This window comes from Geovibrio sp. ADMFC3 (assembly GCF_054687035.1).
Map to the genome: position 1 here is coordinate 24,832 of NZ_BAAFZG010000001.1, position 19,897 is coordinate 44,728.

Annotated in this window: 27 protein-coding genes; 5 read left to right on the forward strand and 22 right to left on the reverse strand. The window is 41.7% G+C overall.

Features of this window, described 5'->3' with window-relative positions:
- Nucleotides 1–37: 37 nt before the first annotated feature.
- The 18 genes from ACYRYY_RS00085 to ACYRYY_RS00170 form a co-directional block, all read right to left on the reverse strand.
- Entirely contained in the window at nt 38–616 is a 579-nt protein-coding gene (locus ACYRYY_RS00085; RefSeq protein ID WP_460213445.1) for an HNH endonuclease, read from the reverse strand.
- Nucleotides 616–1,245: a hypothetical protein gene (locus ACYRYY_RS00090; protein WP_460213446.1), complete on the reverse strand. Its 630-nt coding sequence runs from the start codon at nt 1,243–1,245 to the stop codon at nt 616–618. The genes ACYRYY_RS00085 and ACYRYY_RS00090 overlap by 1 nt, the downstream gene beginning before the upstream one ends.
- 4 nt (nt 1,246–1,249) lie before the next feature.
- The gene (locus tag ACYRYY_RS00095) at nt 1,250–3,748 is read right to left on the reverse strand and encodes an ATP-binding protein (RefSeq protein WP_460213447.1); all 2,499 of its coding nucleotides are present in this window, start codon (nt 3,746–3,748) and stop codon (nt 1,250–1,252) included.
- Between the two features lie 162 nt (nt 3,749–3,910).
- Entirely contained in the window at nt 3,911–5,206 is a 1,296-nt protein-coding gene (locus ACYRYY_RS00100; protein WP_460213484.1) for an Eco57I restriction-modification methylase domain-containing protein, read from the reverse strand.
- Between the two features lie 23 nt (nt 5,207–5,229).
- Nucleotides 5,230–6,080, reverse strand: a protein-coding gene (locus tag ACYRYY_RS00105; protein WP_460213448.1) for an IS5 family transposase whose coding sequence is annotated in 2 segments (ribosomal slippage) — nt 5,230–5,736 and nt 5,739–6,080 — 849 coding nt in all. Because the reading frame shifts where the segments join, the coding sequence is not laid out codon by codon here.
- A gap of 275 nt (nt 6,081–6,355) precedes the next feature.
- Nucleotides 6,356–7,135, reverse strand: a complete 780-nt coding sequence (locus tag ACYRYY_RS00110; RefSeq protein WP_460213449.1) for a conjugal transfer protein TraF — start codon at nt 7,133–7,135, stop codon at nt 6,356–6,358.
- Nucleotides 7,119–7,373: a hypothetical protein gene (locus ACYRYY_RS00115; RefSeq protein WP_460213450.1), complete on the reverse strand. Its 255-nt coding sequence runs from the start codon at nt 7,371–7,373 to the stop codon at nt 7,119–7,121. The genes ACYRYY_RS00110 and ACYRYY_RS00115 overlap by 17 nt, the downstream gene beginning before the upstream one ends.
- The gene (locus ACYRYY_RS00120; protein ID WP_460213451.1) at nt 7,370–8,098 is read right to left on the reverse strand and encodes a hypothetical protein; all 729 of its coding nucleotides are present in this window, start codon (nt 8,096–8,098) and stop codon (nt 7,370–7,372) included. Before ACYRYY_RS00120 ends, ACYRYY_RS00115 begins: the two co-directional genes overlap by 4 nt.
- A 14-nt stretch (nt 8,099–8,112) precedes the next feature.
- Entirely contained in the window at nt 8,113–9,123 is a 1,011-nt protein-coding gene (locus tag ACYRYY_RS00125; protein ID WP_460213452.1) for a TraU family protein, read from the reverse strand.
- Entirely contained in the window at nt 9,077–9,727 is a 651-nt protein-coding gene (locus ACYRYY_RS00130; protein WP_460213453.1) for a hypothetical protein, read from the reverse strand. The genes ACYRYY_RS00125 and ACYRYY_RS00130 overlap by 47 nt, the downstream gene beginning before the upstream one ends.
- Nucleotides 9,724–10,020 carry a hypothetical protein gene (locus tag ACYRYY_RS00135; protein WP_460213454.1) on the reverse strand — a complete coding sequence of 99 codons (297 nt, stop codon included), beginning with the start codon at nt 10,018–10,020 and terminating at the stop codon, nt 9,724–9,726. Before ACYRYY_RS00135 ends, ACYRYY_RS00130 begins: the two co-directional genes overlap by 4 nt.
- Nucleotides 10,017–12,803, reverse strand: a complete 2,787-nt coding sequence (locus ACYRYY_RS00140) for a TraC family protein (protein ID WP_460213455.1) — start codon at nt 12,801–12,803, stop codon at nt 10,017–10,019. The genes ACYRYY_RS00135 and ACYRYY_RS00140 overlap by 4 nt, the downstream gene beginning before the upstream one ends.
- On the reverse strand, nt 12,800–13,231 hold the full coding sequence (locus ACYRYY_RS00145; protein ID WP_460213456.1) for a TraV family lipoprotein: 432 nt from the start codon (nt 13,229–13,231) through the stop codon (nt 12,800–12,802). The genes ACYRYY_RS00140 and ACYRYY_RS00145 overlap by 4 nt, the downstream gene beginning before the upstream one ends.
- Nucleotides 13,210–14,415, reverse strand: a complete 1,206-nt coding sequence (locus ACYRYY_RS00150; RefSeq protein ID WP_460213457.1) for a TraB/VirB10 family protein — start codon at nt 14,413–14,415, stop codon at nt 13,210–13,212. Before ACYRYY_RS00150 ends, ACYRYY_RS00145 begins: the two co-directional genes overlap by 22 nt.
- Complete coding sequence (locus ACYRYY_RS00155) at nt 14,412–15,128, reverse strand: TraK domain-containing protein (protein WP_460213458.1); 717 nt, start codon at nt 15,126–15,128, stop codon at nt 14,412–14,414. Before ACYRYY_RS00155 ends, ACYRYY_RS00150 begins: the two co-directional genes overlap by 4 nt.
- Nucleotides 15,125–15,679 carry a TraE/TraK family type IV conjugative transfer system protein gene (locus tag ACYRYY_RS00160; RefSeq protein ID WP_460213459.1) on the reverse strand — a complete coding sequence of 185 codons (555 nt, stop codon included), beginning with the start codon at nt 15,677–15,679 and terminating at the stop codon, nt 15,125–15,127. Before ACYRYY_RS00160 ends, ACYRYY_RS00155 begins: the two co-directional genes overlap by 4 nt.
- Nucleotides 15,676–15,945 (reverse strand): type IV conjugative transfer system protein TraL, encoded by a 270-nt coding sequence (locus tag ACYRYY_RS00165; protein ID WP_460213460.1) that lies wholly within the window; start codon nt 15,943–15,945, stop codon nt 15,676–15,678. Before ACYRYY_RS00165 ends, ACYRYY_RS00160 begins: the two co-directional genes overlap by 4 nt.
- 6 nt (nt 15,946–15,951) lie before the next feature.
- Complete coding sequence (locus ACYRYY_RS00170) at nt 15,952–16,248, reverse strand: hypothetical protein (protein WP_460213461.1); 297 nt, start codon at nt 16,246–16,248, stop codon at nt 15,952–15,954.
- Between the two features lie 118 nt (nt 16,249–16,366).
- On the opposite strand from ACYRYY_RS00170, the gene ACYRYY_RS00175 reads away from it, so the two are divergent.
- Nucleotides 16,367–16,618: a type II toxin-antitoxin system RelE family toxin gene (locus tag ACYRYY_RS00175; RefSeq protein WP_460213462.1), complete on the forward strand. Its 252-nt coding sequence runs from the start codon at nt 16,367–16,369 to the stop codon at nt 16,616–16,618.
- Nucleotides 16,602–16,934, forward strand: a complete 333-nt coding sequence (locus ACYRYY_RS00180) for a helix-turn-helix domain-containing protein (RefSeq protein WP_460213463.1) — start codon at nt 16,602–16,604, stop codon at nt 16,932–16,934. Before ACYRYY_RS00175 ends, ACYRYY_RS00180 begins: the two co-directional genes overlap by 17 nt.
- A 25-nt stretch (nt 16,935–16,959) precedes the next feature.
- Here the strand turns inward: ACYRYY_RS00180 and ACYRYY_RS00185 are convergent, their stop codons facing one another.
- The 4 genes from ACYRYY_RS00185 to ACYRYY_RS00200 are packed head-to-tail and all read right to left on the reverse strand — an operon-like array spanning nt 16,960 to nt 18,836.
- Nucleotides 16,960–17,166, reverse strand: a complete 207-nt coding sequence (locus ACYRYY_RS00185; protein ID WP_460213464.1) for a hypothetical protein — start codon at nt 17,164–17,166, stop codon at nt 16,960–16,962.
- A complete protein-coding gene (locus ACYRYY_RS00190) occupies nt 17,153–17,659 on the reverse strand; it encodes a hypothetical protein (RefSeq protein WP_460213465.1) in 507 nt (168 codons plus the stop codon). Before ACYRYY_RS00190 ends, ACYRYY_RS00185 begins: the two co-directional genes overlap by 14 nt.
- Nucleotides 17,659–17,901, reverse strand: a complete 243-nt coding sequence (locus ACYRYY_RS00195; protein ID WP_460213466.1) for a hypothetical protein — start codon at nt 17,899–17,901, stop codon at nt 17,659–17,661. The genes ACYRYY_RS00190 and ACYRYY_RS00195 overlap by 1 nt, the downstream gene beginning before the upstream one ends.
- A complete protein-coding gene (locus ACYRYY_RS00200) occupies nt 17,898–18,836 on the reverse strand; it encodes a ParM/StbA family protein (protein ID WP_460213467.1) in 939 nt (312 codons plus the stop codon). The genes ACYRYY_RS00195 and ACYRYY_RS00200 overlap by 4 nt, the downstream gene beginning before the upstream one ends.
- 262 nt (nt 18,837–19,098) lie before the next feature.
- On the opposite strand from ACYRYY_RS00200, the gene ACYRYY_RS00205 reads away from it, so the two are divergent.
- Genes ACYRYY_RS00205 through ACYRYY_RS00215 form a run of 3 tightly spaced genes read left to right on the forward strand, consistent with a single transcriptional unit; the run spans nt 19,099 to nt 19,879 of the window.
- Entirely contained in the window at nt 19,099–19,413 is a 315-nt protein-coding gene (locus tag ACYRYY_RS00205) for a hypothetical protein (RefSeq protein WP_460213468.1), read from the forward strand.
- A gap of 39 nt (nt 19,414–19,452) precedes the next feature.
- The gene (locus tag ACYRYY_RS00210; RefSeq protein WP_460213469.1) at nt 19,453–19,668 is read left to right on the forward strand and encodes a hypothetical protein; all 216 of its coding nucleotides are present in this window, start codon (nt 19,453–19,455) and stop codon (nt 19,666–19,668) included.
- Between the two features lie 37 nt (nt 19,669–19,705).
- Nucleotides 19,706–19,879, forward strand: coding sequence for a helix-turn-helix domain-containing protein (locus tag ACYRYY_RS00215; protein WP_460213470.1), 174 nt, complete (start codon nt 19,706–19,708; stop codon nt 19,877–19,879).
- Nucleotides 19,880–19,897: the final 18 nt, after the last annotated feature.

A 19,897-nucleotide genomic window follows, 5' to 3' on the forward strand; every position in this document is an offset into this window, starting at 1 on the left:
GTTATAAATTGTGCAGAGAAAAGGAAGCCAACTTTTTTTATTGATTAATACTTTTATTGTAATTTATATAATCCTTACATAATTTCGCAAATTCTCTCATTATTTGACAAGTCTCCTCGGAATCTGGTAGGTCTGCAACCTTTGTTTCAATTTTTTCTAAAGTTATTTCGATATGATCCATAGACCAAGCAATACTATGTCTTGCTAAACCGAGATTAAGTGTTTTGTACAAGAACTCGCCCATTTCATTTACTGCCCTAATTGAGCCATCTTGTTTTCTAGTGAAGCATTCATCATATTGTTCGTTGCAAGGGTCTATATGATGAACACCATATCTGTTGTGTATTAATTCTTTATTGGATTTAGAGCCATTGCAAAATGGGCAAGAATAGACTAAATTGCTGTAAGTTATTTCTAAATTAGGAAATAATGAACGAGGAGCGACGTGGTCAATATGGTATGTGCGGGAACCGCCTAATCGATTATCATGGTCGTCACAGTATCCACACCTGCACTCGAAATCACTTCTAAGTTCATCTTTATATTTACCATAACTGGCTTTTTCTTTTATGTCAGTTCGTCTTTTGGGAACACGTTTTCTAAAAGGGATTGACATTAAATTCTCTCCAAAATAGCATTAGCTTTGCTTATCAAATCTTTTAACATTTGCGTATTTCTGGTATCTTTTTGTATTATTGATGTGGCTGTTGTTCCGTTAATCGCTTTTTCTATTAAAGTATCTAGTTCAAAAAAAGTATTTTCTTCTTTTGCAGTAAGCCCCTCTCCTTCTTTCTTCTTAATGAGTTCATCAAACTGCTCCTTTATTTCTGATAACCATTTTTGGTATTGTGTTACTTTTGCTTCCATTCTCTGAATCATTTTGTGTTTAGTCTCTTGATTATTATTGATATCTTCTTTTACATATACTGAGTCTGGGTTAGCATTCCCAATGGCGTCGTCTTCATATGCAGTTGCAACATAGCATGGGAAATTAAGCTTATATGACTGGATATGTTTAATTAATTCACCACCATTGTAGCTAACAGGCTCATCTCCTTGTTCTGCATTATCACTTAGGCAAAAATCAGTGACGATTAGATCAGGGGAGTGAGAAAAAATAGATTCAATAAATAAATTGATTTCTTTTTCTGGATGAAAAGTATCAATGTTAAACACATCGCTAAAATTACGTTGAAATTTGCTGCGATCCCTTACGGATTCATCTATATATACAACTTTAAGCATATGATTAACCCCTGCGCGTATATTTTATAGGGAATACTATTTTTATTGCGAAAAATTTATTAGTTTCTATAAATTCAATCTGACCATCATTATCCTCAGCTATTGATTTGACGAGCCACATACCTAAACCTGTGCCAATATCTTTACCGGTACTTTGATCTTTTTTGGTAGTGAATAGTGCTTCGAAAATAATATTTGGATCTTTGATGTCCTCTGATAATCCAGGGCCACTGTCTTTATAGATAATTTCAACTTTGTTTTCCGATTCAGTAATGTCGATATTTATTATTCTACGAGAGACCCCTTTAATTCGAAAAACATCAAATGAATTCATAAGTAAGTTATTAAAAATACTGTCAAGCTCTATCTCAAAAAATCTTAGGCTAATTTCTGTACTTTTATATGCAATATCTAGCTGGACGTTTCTATAATCTAAAGAAGGCTGCCAGTTATTTTTAAATTTTTCAAAATACTCAGTAATATTCTTCTTTTCTCGTTTCCTTTTATCCTTTCGTATAGTTCCAAGGGTATAGCTAAGCCACTGTTTCAATTTCAAATCATCGTTTTTAGCCTCTTCAAGCATTATGTATGGATTTTCGAATCTTGGTAATTTATTTACATCTTCTTGGCTAATAAATGGCGCTATGTAGTTCTCAATATCTGTCATTCTATTTACTAAGTTACCATGAATGCCATGAAGTTCATGGGCAAATGCTGCAATCATAATTCCATTACTAGCAAAAGCTTTTAATAGTCTTTGGATACCACGCATCTCTTCAATAGTTTCTTGTTGAGATTCAATTTCCAATGCCATCTGGTAAGAAACTTCTTCGTCTTTTGTCATTGAAGACTTATTCTGTAACTTTTTTCGTATTATTTTTGCATTGGTTTTTGCTTTACGACTATTATGTTCGCCAACATTTTGTACTTCATCAACTTTATCAAGAATTGAAGCAATATAACTTCTTTCATCTTCAAATTCTTCAATTAACGCTATTATTAAATTCTTAAAAAGTTCGAAGTGTTTATTTTCCTGTATCCCTTCTCGACTGGATTTGTCTTCGAAGTTAATATTTGTGAGTCTGGAGATATTTATGACTCCATAGACGTTATTAGGTCTGACCCGATATCTTTTAAATCTTTTTACAGATGCTGGGTCTACAGCTTGACGAAGACCCAATCCTAACCAGTCCCACGCTGATGATTCTGCTTCTCCATATGGTCGAACCCTGAAGTTGTCTCGAAATATTTTTATTCCACCAAAAGTTCCCATCCATGTTTTACGGGAATGTGCATTGAAATCTTTATATTTATATTTACGCATATCTTCTTTGGTTGTTTGAAGTTTTGTGAAATACATTGTGAAATCAAAATCACCAATGTTGGCATTTAGATCACTTTTTGTGGTTTCATTTAAGCCTGGGAGGATTTCACCAGCAGTTTTAGTGTAATTGAATTTTTTATCAAAGCTATATCTGTCATACCTTCTGTAAGAATCTTTTGAGTTAGCTAATGTGAAGAACTCATCAGGGATATTATCAGTGATATATTCATTTCTTATTACTTCTATATTAAAAATACCATCCTTAAAGGTTGCGTTAAACTTGTAATCAAAATCATCACAAAGTGTAGGAAGTATTGGGCCATACGAATCTTTTTCCAATGTTGTATAAAGGTATAAATTAAATGGTACCTCTCTGGGGGGAATAAGTAGCTCAAGGTTTGAGAAAAGGATTGCAACGTCATTACAGGACCAAACATCTCTTAAACACGAAATTTCTAGAACTGTCCCTTTGCTGAAATCATAATTATATAAATTAAATGATTCAGGCAATAAATTGAGGTATTGTTCAATATTGTATTCATTTACTTCGCTTAAATCTGCAGTTACATCACTTATTAATGCTGTTTTATGATTATCAAATAACCCCCAGTCAACATCCCATACTTGTGTATACCCATCTATCATTTTTGTTTTCATCGTACAGTTCTGTCCTAGTCGATCTAGAGCAAAACGTCCAATGCCTTTTGCGCCAGTCTTGACTCTTCCATCACTTGACATAAAATTATCTTGCTTATTTGAAGTGCCTATCGTCATCCAGTAATTGATAATTGTGTCTTGACTCATGCCCTCCCCGTTGTCAATAATTATTATTCGACAATGCGATTTGAAGAAGGCTAACAGGTTGTTTTTGTCATCATTACTATGATTATTGAGCAAATTATAATTTAGAACATATTTCCCTATTTTATTACTGAATGAATAGTAGATGCTTATGAGGTAATAATCTGAATGACTTGTATTCAGAGAATAAAAATCTTTTTTATTAATTGTATCAGGGATGGTATTGAATTGATTATCTATATAAATAATACAAACTTTAGAATCAGCATCATAACTGTTCTTAACTAGTTCAGTAATGGCTCCAGTGGCATTTGCAACATTTTCACGACCAATTAATCGGGCTGTTCTTGCAGAAACATTAAATGGGATTTTAGCCATATCAACCTCTAGTGTAGATATTATTATAATTTACCAGCCTGATCAAGAGCATGTGTTTATGTATATTATAGTTGACCGAAAATCTTGGAAGTATGCAACCAGAAGAAGCTCTCGCTAAAAATGACGGTTTAAATAATAAATTTATTATTAGATACTAGTAAATTAAATATTCTGAGTATTAAAATCAAAATTATTAATATCTTTAGCAGTTATTCTGATAGAATTACCACTAGCGTAGATACCAATATTTCTCACATATTCATAAAATTCATTACTTTCCAAAATTTGTTTTGCCATTTGAAGGGAATATTTTCCAGTTGGAGTGATATAAATCCCCGAAAAAGGAATTATATCTTTAGATAGTTCATATACTTTGACAGCGTTTGTAACTACCGTTGAAAGCAATAGTTTCGGTTGGTTTATATGCTCAAGAGCTTGAGATCTTCCGTATTCAAACCATGTAGCACTTTTATCACAATCCCTCTCAAGCAATTTATCCATAAATTTATTAAGATACCTGGTAGCATTTGGAAATAATTGTAAGAACTGTTCTTCTGAATATCTCTTTAGAATGCCGTTCTCATAATAATAAGGAAATATGATATTTGCTTTTTTATTATAATTTAGCAGACGAGGGCTCGTTGTTGCTCTGACAATATCAGCTTCTATAATATCAGTGCCATTAGTGAAAAACTCTTCTTCTCTCGTAAAGTCATCCAAAACAAAGGCTTTATTCAGCAACGTTGCGATAACAATTGATGCTTTGAAATATGAAGAGAACTTAACTTTACCAGTTTGTTGTTCGTGAAATTTCCACTTATTTTCAAGCACATTTCTTGAAATGATATTCACTTTATTATGAGCAACATCATAATAATTAACATGCTCTGATTCCTTCTGAGGTTTGTTTTCACAAATCATGACAGCTGAGGAAGTAAGCGCATCAGGAAACACCTTTATTACAGTAAAATCATATATGGCGGTAATATAAGGTTTTATAAATTCTCTCAATTCCTGAGCATATACATTTTTAAATATACTGCTTGGTATTAAATAAGTCATACGGCCATAGGGGGCAAGTAACTTCAAATCATTTTCAATAAAGGCATAGCAGTAGTCAAACTTTCCTTTTTTGCATGTATCAAATTTATCTTTAATGTACTGCCGTTGCTCTTTGTGCAATTCTTGATATGTCACATACGGGGGATTTCCAATAATATAATCAAATTTAATTTCAAAGTGATATTTTAATGAGTCGATATTAAAGATTTTCCAATTAACGTCATATATATTATATTCGCTTGCCAAAGAGTTCAAATTATCTATACAGGCTTCATAATGCTTTTTGTCTATTTCAAAAGCATATATATCCTTTTCCAGTCCTGTTTTAATCTTACTTCTAGAGATTTTCTTTTGAAGACAATTATCAATATATCGTTGAACAACTGGTCTTAGGATATTGCCTTCACCACAAGAACTTTCTAGGCTGTGTCCCGTAAATCCATAACTTTAAAATATCTTTGTATGAAAGCCATTTTGACCATTGCCAAATAACTTTGAGCAAGTTTGTCATATCTGGTAGCAATCCGCCTCAGCTCTTTCAGCCAGCCGATACACCTTTCAACAACATTCCTTCGACGGTACAGCTTTTTATCAAGCTTGAACTTTCTGCCACGGCGAACCTTCTCGTTGCTCTTTACTGGAATTACACACTTGATACCACGCTTTTGAAGCTTCTTACGGTTTGCAATTCCGCTGTAACCTTTGTCCCCTGCTATTGCTTTAAATTTCTTACGAGGACGACCTTTTTTCTGCATAACATTAACGCCATCAATCAACTCCTCGAACTGTGTTGACTCATGTCGGTTGCCTGCAGTCAGTATCACATTTATTGGCAAACCATTACCATCTGTCAGGATATGAAGCTTACTTCCCCAGCCTCCCCGGCTTCGCCCAAGACACTGATCTTGAAGGTCACTATGTTTTTTTTACTCGCTCCTGCTGCCGCTTTGGACGCTCTGATATTTGTACCGTCTACACAACCAAGCTCCCAATCTATATAACCATTTTCATCAAGCTTAAGCTGGAGCTTTGCCAATATCTTATCTATTGTGCCATCCTGAGTCATTTGTCTGAAACGGTTATAAACCGTCTTCCAAGGACCATAGCGTTCAGGCAGATCACGCCAGCGTGCACCACTTCTAAGAATCCAGAATACGCCATTCATAAAGGTTCGATGCTCAGACCAAGGGCGCCCTCGCCTTGGAGTATCTTCTGGAAAAAACTCTACTATCTGTGCCCACTCGTTTTCTAAAAGCTCATAACGTGCCATCGCAATCCCCTTGAAAAGTCTTATCTTTTTATCGGATATGCGTATTAATTACTTGAGGCACTGCTTCTATGATTTACGGGACACAGCCTAATACTTTCTTACCAAATAAATTATCTTTATAATTACACCAGTCTAACAATTGCTTTGCAATATTATCAGGGGTAAATATCTGGCAATTACCAGGAATTTTCATTAGAGTATCACCATTATCTTGATTAACTTGTAACTATATCTGCGTTTTTGAAATTTGAAAATATGTAATTATAAAATGAGCCCTACCTTCCCACCATTTGCCCTTTATCAATACTCCTTACGATCCTCTCCTTAATCTCCGGCAGGGAGAGGATGGCGGAGCCGATGAGAATCCACTCAGGAGAGTTCCTTTCTATCATTACTAAGCTGGGTGTGGACTGGATACCGAAGCGCATGACAGCAATCTGATCTTCATTCACGTCCACCGGCTTTATGTACCAGCCTGTTTCCTGCTCGAAGTATTGAAGTATCGGCTGCTGTTTGGTGCATGCGCCGCATGTAGGTGAATAGAAGTACAGCAGGGCGTAACGCTCTCTGTTCTGCTGGAGAATGGAGTCTATGTTAGCTTGGCGTTGTCTGTGCAGCTCGTTCTGGCCAACTGTGGACACCGGAAATGTGCTTTCACGGGAAAGATCCGGCGTTGTCTGGCTCACCATGGTGGCCGCATCCATAAACGCCCTGGAACGATCCAAGGCAATGGACTGCATCTGGAGGTAATCTTTGACGTTCTCCTGTGTGGGGTACATAATGGCGTAATGCTTCACATCATCTATGAGATCGCTGAACTCCTTCGGGTGCATCGTCCAGACAGCATTCCAGTCAACTGAGGGCTTAGAAAACGGCTTCTGAGCGGTTTTATTGTCCTTTGAGGGTTCTTCTACCGGTTCCTCTTCGTACCAGTACCAGCCCCTTTCCCGGTCTGTCCAGAACTCTTTCTTTTTATCTGCTTTAAGAGGTTCAGCGGCATATGCTGCCGCTGACATAAGAGTAAAAATAAGCAGGAGTTTAATCTTCAAAAACATAGTCGCCGGCCTCCTCTTTGTAATCGCACATTGTTACTTCCTTGATTGAAAGACAAAAGGTATCACATTCCATACATTCAGGGAGAAGTACACGCTTACCGGCCTGACAGCTTTCAATATGTTCGCAGTCGCAAGGAATCAGGTCTTCGATAAGACAAACACATTCACCTTCAATATCAACGAGTCCGTCATAGCCGTTATTTTTCAGCCACTCGGCAACTATTTCTCTGACTGTCATAAATACCTCAGAAACTTGGCGTATCTGTTTTTTCTGAACCAATAGCGGAGCGGGAGCGGATTAATCTTACTTTCTTCTATGAGTTCGTATATTTCTTTGGCATTGAGAATAAGCTCAACATTTGACCAGAGATTTGTGATTTGCAGTGCAAGCTCGTTCCTGAGAACGCTCCTGTCCAGCTCATCTTCAAATGAAGAGTTTATGATAACAACTTGAACCGTGACATATTGTTTCCGGTTATAACTTAAAACATCCTCTGAGAGTCTATTTGCCGCCCTGTAAAGCTCGTAATCATACACCTCTTTGTACAGAGTAACGCCATGCAATTCTGATACTCCCTTGCTGTACAAAAAAGCCTTTGCAATGGCTGTACGGTGATTTCCGTTATGATAGGGAAACATGAATTTGACTTTATCATCACCCTTCCAGTAAATAGCTTTGAATGTCCACTCAGGCTGCTTTTTATCCGTGCTGAGATAGTAATCAGGATTCTGCTCAAGCATCTTTAAATTGGCTTCCATACGTGGAGCATTCTCAAGAACATAATTCCATGTCTTATTGGCATAATCCGGATGATTGGAGCCGTTGACATCATCAATATTGATTGTTGTATTGCCGTACCAATGCCTTTCACATAAAAAATCCGAATAAGCGGGTTCATTGCTACAGTCCTTTATATCCTCAACCATTTTGTCATGAAGTCGTACAAGCTGTTCTCTTATCATAATTTCCTCCTTTCTTAAAATGCGCAGCAGTCACGTTTGCGCCAGAGTATGAACGCCAAATTATCGTTATTCGGTGCGCCGGGCGGATTCTTGCCGTGGTTCCATGCGATAGAGGGCATACCAAGTCTCCGGCAGTAGTAATCGGGAACAGGCATGGCAGTTTGAAGTCTGTATTGCATCTTGTTCCAAATTGGCATCGGGTACATTCCGCATAAGCCCTGCGAACCCAGAGAACCCCACATGCTGCCTTCTCTATGCAAGCTGAAAAGATGCTTTGAGGCATTAACTTCCGCTGCTTCAACATAGTTCCCCATGCTGACTGTATTATTACTCAAAGGAAAAATACTGTGACTTCCGGCACACCAGTAAAGGGGAGGAATTGTGTACTCCGCCATAGTTGCGATAGCATCCGGTATCTGACAAGCCATCACCGCCACCGGATTTGCGAACAGCAGAGCTTCAGGAGTCATTAAAAGAGCAAGCGCATCAGACTTTTTGCGGGGGTCGACTTCTGAAAGCTGAAGCATGCTCAAACCGCCGGGTATGCCTGTCATTTGGCTGTCAGACTGCATACATATAAGGTCTGTGAAGATACTCATAAGAGTAAATGGCAGAAAGATATATATGTGAGTATTTGAATAATCCACTCCTGCGTTTTTGCCTTTGTTTGTTGATTTCGCTCCGCCGCCCCATGCAGTTTGTGACATACCGAAGCCGAGTGACGGAAAGCAGAAAGGATCTTTCACACTCTCAAATATTCTGACTGGTTCCCTGTAACCAAGAGTTATCCCTATCCTTGGGAGCGGATCCATACATATGCAGAGTGGGCTTTGCGTGCCCATAGAGTTGTCCATTTTATCTGCAAGGGGGTAACCTGAAGAGCCCCACGGAATTCCGCCGATGGTGATGGGCAGAAGGCAGTTCCAGCGGACTCTGCTGATGGGATCCATAATCGGTCCGGCGCAGACCGCCGAAGCCTCAAAGACCGCGAATGCCAATATTATTGCGACTATTATTTTCTTCATCTGTAATCCTCAGTACATCGACTCTCATAAACTTCCCTTCCGGATAAACTACACTGACAGTGCGCTCTATCTGGAAGAGCTTCCGCACATGTTCATCCAGCAGATAGACAGCTCTGTCGAGCCGTTCGGCAACATCAAAAACGTTGCCTTCAGAGATTATTGGATAAACAAGCGGCTGATTTCGGTAGTTGCTGACAAACCAGTCCACTTCCGCCTTACGGTTGCCGTTGAAGATGACATATGTCTCGTTTATCTTCGTGTACTCCAACGGATTGAATTTATAACCCTTGGGATAGAGTACGCCCACTATCTGTCCTTCAGGACTGACCTTGGGGATGTCGTGCGGCAGTGTATATGTCATGTCGATGAGATAGCTTGTTGCATTGTCAGAAGCTGGCAGCGGGATTTTGCCTTTGCCAGCCTCATTGCGGATTTTCTCCTGCTCTTTCTTAAAGATGCCTTCCCAGTCTGTCTGCGCCGCTCTGTTCTCTATCTCGTGAAGCAGGTCTTTTTCGGCCACGGGATAAGTCTTGCCGGTTGTGCCTAGGTCTTTGGCAAAGACAGCAGCGGGAATAAGCAGCAGAGCAATCAGAACGGCTTTCATTTCAGCTCTCCGGTGATGTCATTCTCTACCCCTGCGGCAACGCTGCGGGCAGAGAACACAATGTAACCGGCGGCGCGGTATGACTCCAGACCGTTGCGGAAATGCTCCACGTTTGCTTTAAACTGGTCTGATGTGAGCTTCCCTTCATAAACTGCCGTTGCCAGCTCCTCCAGATAAAGATCGGTGTCAACAACGGCGAGATCCGCACGTTTTATGTAATTGCGCTCAACTATGCCGAAGTGATAAACAGCAAAGACGGCAATAATGATCACTGTTGTTATAAGGTTTCTCATGATGCCGCCTCCGTGCCGAAACGTGATTTGATATACTCTCTTAGCTTGCCTATCCCTCCGGCCTTCTTAGCTTCCTTAACAGCCTCGTCAATCGCCATGCTCATTGCTTCCTGTTTGCTGTGGCCGTTCTGAATGAAACGTTCTGCGTGACTCTTGAGATAGTTGAAGTCTGCCGGGTCGGATGTATTCATGAAATACATGAACTCATCCACAATAAGTCTGATGACATTGTTTCCGCTGGGAGTGCGGACATATATTTCAGAATATTTAGGAACAGAGTCTTTCGGAATTTTTTTGATAAGCATATTGAACTCAAACTCGCCCATGTTCAGTATCTTATGCTCAAACGCAAAATCAAAGTCTTCATCATATAATGCAAAACTGAAAGCCGACTGGGTTCTTATTACGTTGCCGAGATATTTAAGTTTGCCGTGTTCCGGGTGGAGGTCATGGAGTGACTGAGTTGCAATGGAAACTGAAGCGTTATACTTCCTTGCCTTCCTGTAAAGCCCTTCAACAAACCTTGCTGCATAGGGATTCTCGCTCAAAGTCTGCCAGCTCTCATCAAGTGTGACAAACTGCGGGGTCTTACGGTCACCCTTGTAAATCTCCTGCTCTGTGATATTGGCAAATGCCAGAACAAGAACCTTCCGGAGATCTGTCGGTGTTTTTGTGAGATCAATAACAACAAGGTCTTTCTTGAATGACACATTGCTCTTTCCGTTGAAGAAATGGCCGTATTGCCCGCCCGTGCAGTATTTTTTGAGTCGGTTCGCCAAACGGTAACCGAGATTCAGATAAAAAGTCGCTCTGTCGTCAAGCTCATGGTATTTTTTGATATTCATCAGATAGTCATGGATGTCGTCAATTGTCGTTTCACGCTTTTTCTGCATAAAGACTGTCTGTATAGCTGTTTCAAGGATAGTCAGTTCATCTTCGTTCAGGTCTTCCCCGGCACGGGAAGTAACCATGGAGGCGATAATCCCTGTGATCATGTTCAGCGTGTCGCCGTCCATCTCAAGGCAAAGGTTGCCTATTGTCTCCGGCATTACTTTTACCACGCTGTCATCCACGAGGATTTTTGCGTAAGTAGAGCTGACTTCAAGAACCTCAACGTGCGTTCCTGCGTTATATGTCGTTTTGCCGTATGTCACTGGCTGCTGAAGCACAGCTTTCTCTATACCTGCTTCCGAAAAGAAGTTAATCACCAGAGTATCTTCATGTTCAATATACTGCCCGTCAGTGAGATAGCATGCCTTACGGTAGCTGTCGCAGACAGTGATGATGCGGAACTTCGCCCCGATGCTCATATACTGATTCACAAACGAGTTCATGAAGAAGCTCTTGCCCGCCCCAGTACCACCTGTAACAAAGAAGTTCTTATTGTTTCCTGTATTGAATGTGTCCAGGAAGAAGATTTGTCCGCGCCTGTCAGAATAAAGAAGAGCAGGCTTGCCTATACCACTGAATGATGCCTGCACAGGGCACATCACAGCCGCTCCCTGGGTGTCTATTATGAAATCCCTGTCAAGATCCCCTATATTCGCCGGATACAGCCCGCAGGGGAACGCCGCTATAAACAGAATATGCAGGAGATAATCCCTCTCCACCTGCGGCTCAACACCGCAGGAGTTCCAGATAGAGCGCACACGGTTGATGTTATTTGTCAGCTCCTCTTCAGAGTCGCCGATAAGCAGAATCTGCGGAATTATCTGAAGAAACTTATCCCCCTGTTCGTATCTTTGCGCCATGTACAGGTGTTCCTGTTTGCGGTTTGAGCCGGAAACCATGCTTGTTTCCATCTGACCGCCGGATTCCTTCTGCTGACCTTTCTGGATTGAGCTGTTATGCAGAGCCTTTGCTTCAAGCTTCGCTCTGAGGTTCTTGTTCAGTGCAATATTCAATGTGAATATGAACGGACATCTGATCTGGTTTGCGTCATTCTCATTCGCCGAAGCTCCCTTACTGATATAACCGATCAGGTCATTCACGAAGAGGTTGTTTGCCTCTCTCGGAAGCTTCTTCGGCGTAACGCAGCCAATATGCCGGTTGTTAAGCGCTATGGATTCTTTTTTACGCTCAACAACTGTATCAGCGTAAAGAATCTGCTTATGAATGGGCATATCCTCAGTCCATTCAACGTGATGATCCTCTTCCAGAGTCGGATTGCATATGCGGTACATGAGAGTAATCAGCTCGTCCGGTGTCATAGCCTGAGGATGAAGGCTTTTAAGGGTTTCAGGTATGTTCAGGATGGAGCTTCTGAACTCTTTCAGCTCTTTTTCCCAGCCGTGGCGGTTTTTTATCGCATCATGCTTCATCGGAACCCGCACACTGAAGAACAGGCGGAAGTTCCTCATTCGTGTTCCGGATAAGTGCCAGAGTCCTTCCTTTGCTCCCTTTTCCCAGAATGCGGAATAGTTTTCTGTCACCTTTTTATGAATGGGGAGAATCCTGCTGTTGCGCTTGCGGATATTCCTGTATGAGCGAGTAATAGGTGTTATGTACGGGTCAGCATACAGCGAGAACTGAAAGACAGTATCATGGGGCAGCATATCCCGCAGAATTGCCGAGATTGTGTTGAAGACCGTATCATCGGCGAATAGCACCGGAGAGCATTCCCACATATAGCCAATAGCGTTATCCCGCATGAAATAACACTTCTCGTCTTTGTCGTAAGCCACCCAAGGGAACAGGGAGCTGAACTGCTCCCGCTTAACGTCAATGTCGCTCCATTCAAGTCCGCCGGAATCGCCGTAAAGGAACTTCTTTAATGCGCTCATTTCCGGCTCCTGATTGTGTTCTCATCAACTATCAAGTAATCGCCGAGAATCCACTCCGGCTTCTGTATGATAATATGAACACGCTTCATCATGTTCAAACGCCCCTTGTCGTCAACATAGGGCAGGATGGTTACTCTCATAGTTTTGGGTTTACTGGTGACAGGGGTGTTTTCTTCATTGATTTTGATTGAGTATGCCGTCAGCTCGTCACCAACCGCCGCTGTTTTATTGTCTGATGTGGTGTTATCAGTTATCTGCGGTTCGCCGCCGGTGCGCTCTTTCTCTATTGCGTACTCTATGTTTGATGTCACTGTCTCGCATGAACGACCGCCGTTCTTCAGACCTTCGCATGTAAATGTGCTTTCATAAACGCAGCCGGTGAGCATGAAGAATGCCGCCGCTATGATTAATCTTTTATTCCGTTCCATTCCCAGTCCTCCATCTTCAACTCAACGCCTTTCGTGATCACAAGCTCAACCTCACGTCCGCCCATCACTTCGATTACGGGTGCAATTTCGTTCAGGATGTTCATGTAGTATTTGGCAAGCTCCTTAAAACTGCCCTCCATGCCTTTACCAGCTCCGTATTTCAGCAGTTCTCCTTCGTTGAGGGAAAGGCTTGTAGTGCCGCCCAGAGGAGTTATTGTTTCTGTTGTTGAAGCTTCGGCAATACCTCCGCCGAGACCCTGAAGGAATGACACCATGAATGCGATTGCAGCAGCTCGTCCTTCTTTGCTTACAACACGTCCTGCGAGGGCGAGAACGCCGTCTTCACCCTGGACGTACCCCTGAACCGGAGTGTCAATTACTCTGTCAGCATTGGGTGAAAGGCATGAGAGATTAAGGAGTCTTATCTGAACTCGCTCTTCAGACAGGTTTCCGTATGCCTCACCGCCAACGAAGCAGCCGGAAAGATTGCGCCTGATTTCATTAGGAAAGAATGAGAGATCCTGCAAACGCAGAGTAACCGGAGCAGGATTCTGCTTGCCCGCTGCCATAGTCGGCGCAAGGACACCTGTAACAAGCATCCCTTTGAATATGCTGTTAGAAGGAATATAGTTGACTTTCTTGGCCCGCTCTTCCTTCTTTGTTTCATCTTTTTTCGCCACCGGAACAGACACATGACCTATGCCGCCCACTGTGCGCTCAACTTTCTGCGATTTGGCCTCGGTATATTCCGGAGTATAGCTGCCGAAGTCCGCACGTCTGCGCTCAATGCGCTGCGGTTCCGCCGGAGTTGCGGGCGCAGCGGAAGGAGCAGGCGGAATCCCGGTGATGACCTCTGACTGCATCTGCTGCGGTTCGGAAGCCGGAGCCTTCTGAGCTTTTTCAAGCTGCTCTATGCGCTCCATCAACGGGTTGAGCTTCTTATCAACACCCAGCTTGATTGATGTGTTTCTATCCTCCGGTTCGGCGAAATTCTTTGCCGATACCGTCACCGTGGGTTCACGGCGAACGACCTTTTTGTTCAGGCCGGAACTGTAGTAAATGCCTATAAACAGCAGAATCATTGCAAATACTGCCAGTGATATGTTGATTGTCTTTTTTGTCTTCGGCGAGAGTGCGGCGTACTTTGCCTTAAACTGCTCTATGCCCTTGGGTGCTTCACTCATTTGATCACTCCCTCAATGACATAGGCTTTTGTTACGCCGACAAAGGAAGAATCCATGATTGCAACGGCTTTCACGTTCTTAAAGCCTCTGACCTTCATGAACTCAGTATCAGCGATACTCACCATCCTATCAGAGCGAAGAATGACCTCCTTCACTATGTACCCGCCGCCGGTGAGTGTCTTAACTGTGTTAAAACGGATGTTCCTGTAGTTCTCTGACAGATTCACATCGTTCATCACAAAGCCCGGCGGAGTCCGTACATCAATCATTGCCTGAATGAGATCCAGCATCAGCGATTCATAGTCGTTTTGGCTTACATAATTATGAGCCTTTTTCATCTCTCCAGCTGTATCAGAAAGATAGATTGTCTGAGCTGATACCTTTTTAGGCTGCATTATAAGAGAATATACTTTCTCATCGCAGACAAGAAATAGCTCAGTATTTCCGGAAAATAATGTCCGGGATACTTCTTTCCCGTCCAATTCACTTATAGTTATAGGGAACTTAATAAATAAATTGTTACCTGAAGCACTGTATTTTACACCCGTTTCCTCTGAGTATTTTACTTCTCTGATTGGATAAGGGCATACAACCCGGTTTACTTCGATGTTGCTTACAGTTATGCGGCTTACCTTCTCCGGTTCTATGCTGTCTGCATATGACGTAACTGATATTGCGGTAACAAGCACCGCCAGAATAAGTTTCTTTATCATTTGCCTTTCTCCAGTGCGGTAATCCTGAACGTGCCGTTCTGCACGGTGTAACGGATTATGATGACAGTGTTCTCTGTATCAGTCTTCGTGTCCGCTATGTACTTCTCAACCTTACCTGTGACTTCGATGATGTTTGGATTCAGAGTAGATTTAATCTCCAGAACCTTCATAGACATCGACACATCATTGTCTTTGTACTCAGCGGCGATTTTGAGAAGCTCCTGCTTATTTGTCTGGTAAAGCTCCGGCACAAACAACGATGAAATCTCCTCGTACTTGCCGATAACATCCTGCGGAATGAAGCTGTACATGAGCTGCGAAATATACATCCCCATAGATTGCAGATAAACAGGGTCAAGGTGGCTGCCCGCCACCCTGACCTTGCCCTCTAATCCGGGCGGAACGATGTACACATTGTTTTCACGGTATGCATTGTTCAGCATATACATCTGTCCGCCGATGATGATTGCCATCACAACGAATACAAGCTTCAGAAACCTGTTCTCAACGAACAGGTTTGAGGCTGTTGATACATATTTCTTGAAATTCATTCTTTAAACTCCCTGATGAAAATAGACGGGAAATGGCGAAACTGCTTAAAGCCCCATATATGGGGCAGATGCTTATAAAAGCCTCTGGGGAACTTGGCTTTCCCTTTGCGATAAAAATAGAAGAAAGCCAGTCCACCGAAGAAAATCATGGAACTTTTGAGCATCATAGATGTGACTACCCCGAATAAGAGAACCACAAGCTCATCTGTTTCCATAAACAGAATCTTATTTGGTTTGTGCAGATACTGCGGGATAAATATTCGCATAGAAACTCAGTAAAGAATCCCCATTGTTGAAACTATTGCATTTGAACCGAGAAATAAGCCACCGCCTGTCATAGCATATAGTGCAACTTTGGGCTGTCCAACTCCGAGCATAATCGCACCGAAAACTACCAAGCCGATACTGATCACATAACCAATAGGTCCTCCGATAATTTTGTTTGAAACAATGTCATGAGCTTCATACGCATATGACCCAGCAGTGGGCACAGATGCTCCGAATGCCATACTTGCCGCCATCACAAGCAGCAGAACCATGATAAAAATAGAAACTTTGTCTTTTGACATGAAAAACCTCCTATGTAAGTTTCTGCCTTATTAATGGCTAAGGAGGTCTACTGTTTGGATTATATAGAGAATATAAGTAAATACTTGCCTAAGTCTTATATGGGTGTTATCTTTACTTATGAGAACAATAGAATGGACACCGAAGGCTTATAGACAGCTTAAAAAAATTAAGGACGCTAAAACAAGAGAAGAAATTTATTTCTCTGTTCAGAAACTTGAAAGTTTTCCGGAATGCCGCAATGTCAAAAAGCTTGTTGGTTATGATAACCTTTACAGGCTGAAGGTGAAAAGATACAGAGTAATTTTTAGTGAAAACCTCGAAATAATCAACATTGAGGAGGTAAGAAAAAGAGATGAAAACACTTATTGATGCACAAATTATATATCAGGGTGATACCCCGACTTTTGCAGTTATTCCTTATAGACAATATCTTGAGATGACAAAAGAACATAGAGTCACAATTCCGCATGATGTTGTAGGAATATCCATTGAGAAAGACTGCAATCTGCTGAAAGCGTGGAGAATTTATAAAGGTCTGCCTCAGAAGGAAGTTGCCGCAAGGGCAGGAATCACCCAAGCGGCACTTTCTCAGATGGAAAAGGCAGAGAACCCACGAAACTCAACGATTGAAAAACTTGCTGCGGCTCTTGAGCTTGACCCCGAACAGCTTGTGGATACAGATTAGACATACAGGGTTATTTTTCGCTTCTCTACCACCCTATGTTTTCTCTGACAGCGGACTCGGAATATGCCGATGCCGTGTTTTTGTTAGATGCCCAGCAGGATTTGCAGACCCGATTGTTGCTCCCGGTACTCTCAAAATCCTGCCCGCATTTCAGGCAGGGGATGATGACGGATATCTCCCCACGCCGCCACAGACCGATCTCTTCCGGGGTGCATTTGCTACGGGATTTCATGTGTTCCTCCGACATCTTCTTTAAGTGTGGAAGTAGAATGCGAGATACCAAGATAAGTTCCGCTATCAGTGTTGCTTATCTCATAGTCAGTTCCTTGAATAAGTTCTTGTATGACAGGAAGATTAATATCTTTCGGTTCAATGCGTATAATGCTGATTCTCATAAATGTTTCAAAAATTCGTTTTGACGTTGCAACTTCCGGAGCAACATACGTTAAGACATTATGATAAAGCATGAACGGTACAACCCTCATGATTTCAGGTAATCCGTCACCGGGCAGAAGCTTCCATGACGGGCGCAACTGGTCAACTATGTAAGCAGGAGTCGCACCGTCTATCTTACTCAAAACTGCGTCATATTTTGATTCGTAGACGCTCCTGACTGCCCGTTTAGCTTTATTTTCCGGCCTGTTGTAGTCAAAGTAAAGGAAGCCGAACAAAGCTAAAATCACCGCCGCACAACCTATATATTCGATAAGTCTTTTCTTATTCATCAGAACTCCCCCATAATGCTATCCAGTCCGCCGTCTGACTTGATTTCTTCCTTAACCCTCGCTATGTCAGGCTGTTCAGAGGCGAAATGCTTCAGTAGATTCTTTCCGTCTTCAGAGTTGATGAATTTCGCAAGAGCAATATTTACAAACTGTCCCCTTGATGTCTGAGGAATAGACATCAAGGCTGAATGCAGTCCGGCATTAAGGGATACCTGTAAACGTTTTTTTTCAGACTTGCTCATTTGCTCCCCCCTGCTGCGGTTATAAGTCCTTTCAGATAACCACGGGCGTTACTGTATTCGGGAAATTCAGGAACGTGCATGAGCTGCGCATAGTCTGAAGGAATGTGATCTTTGATGAGGACAGCACCGCCGCCGCCAAGCAGAATAATGTCTGCTCTCTGGATGCGCTTTTCCCAGCGGCTGAGGCGATGGATAAGTTCGTCAAAATATTTCTCTGTGCTACTCCGGACAACTTCAGATAAATCAATATATTGGTTCCGGATTTTGAGTTTCCCAGACAGAAAGACTTCTTTTCCTTCCTGTTCTGAAAGGTCAATGTTGTATCGCTGCTGAAGGAGTTCTGTCAGCTCAACGATTATTTTTGAAATTCCGGCTTTTTCGAGTGTTGCAGAGTCTGCACGGATTGCTTTTCCGGCTTCAAAGCAGACTATGTCAACGGTATTGAAGCCGATGTCAAGTACAAGACCGTCTTTCGCTGTACCGGAAATGATTTTGCCTTCGATGTCTGTTCTGTAATCAAGCAGTATACCCACAGCCTGAGGGAAGAGCTTAGGAACCACTGCCAGCTTTTCATTGTTAACGACAGTGCCTTTGATATTGTTAATGAACTCTTCCTTCTTGGAATACCATGTCAGCGGCAGCCCGACACCGATATTCTTTTCATTGAATCCGCATTTTTTGAGTATGTAATAGATAAGCAGACCAGTGTACCTGTTCATGAAATCAAATGATCTGGTGCTGAAAGCGTCCATGCGGGCTTTTTCGCCGACAAGATAATCACGCCCCTGAAAGTGGTAACGCTCTTCCTCTCCTTCGCCGAAGCCTGCATTCATTGAATCATATTTTACAGCAGTGGGTACTTTGAGATAAACGAACTTTCCATCTTTCAGCCATACAGCTTTAACATCTCCGAAACCTACATCAACTCCTATCATAAAAACCTCCTAAGTCTTTCTATTTATGTAATGGCTAAGGCGGTCAGTGTTTTTGCGCTGAATAAACAGTTTAAATGCAGTTTTTTTGAAGTTTTTATTAAGTGTTTTAGAAGTGATTAAAGAGTGTTTAAGAAGTGTACTCAGTTAAAAGCATGATAAAGAACATTATTTTTTTGTATAAAGTGATATTAAATCGTTGACTTGCCACTCATTGAGTGGTATATTTATTTTATCAGGAACAGATAAGAAACGGAGGAAGGCTATGTGCAGAAAAGAAGATTTCAGAAAACAGATAACTATCGGAACAATATTTGTTACCACATGGGGTTATGAGCAAACAAATGTCGATGCTTACCAAGTTGTGGGAATCACAAGTGCTTCGGTTAAGCTTCGTAAAATTAAGACTGAAATAGTGAGAGGAACCGGCTTCATGTCAGCAGAAGTTAAACCTCTGGCTGACAACTTTGTCGGAGAGGCATTCACGAAAAGGATTAACAAAGGTTATGTTCGTTTTGAATATGGCGGCTGTGACCTTTGGGACGGTAAAAGAACATACAATCAGACTTCTTACGCATAACAGGGGCGGGGCGAACCCCCGCTTAATGGAGATGACGCAATGAACAGCGTAAAGATAAAAGAGAACAATGACACAATCAGGCAGAAGATGATCCAATTTGCACAAGAGAAGCCTACAAATATTCTGATTGAATGTGCAAGGATACTTGATTATTCATGCAGTGAAGAAGAAAATGCTGCTCTGGAAGTGATTTTGGATGTCTTGATGGAACGTCTTCCTGAAAAAGAATTTGTAGAATTATGTGAAACTCTGTAAATTAGGCGGGAAAAATCCCGCCTAATTTTGGTGACATATGCAGGAACGTAACTTAAAAGAAGAACTCAAGACCGCAGGGTTGACACAGGCAAAATTTGCCGAAATAACCGATATGCCTAAGAGAACGATAGAGAACTGGTGCATGGGAGTCCGGAGAACGCCGGGCATAGCATTCAGGTTTCTTGATTTATGGCTTGAAAAAAACAAATAAAATAACTGCCCGCCTTCC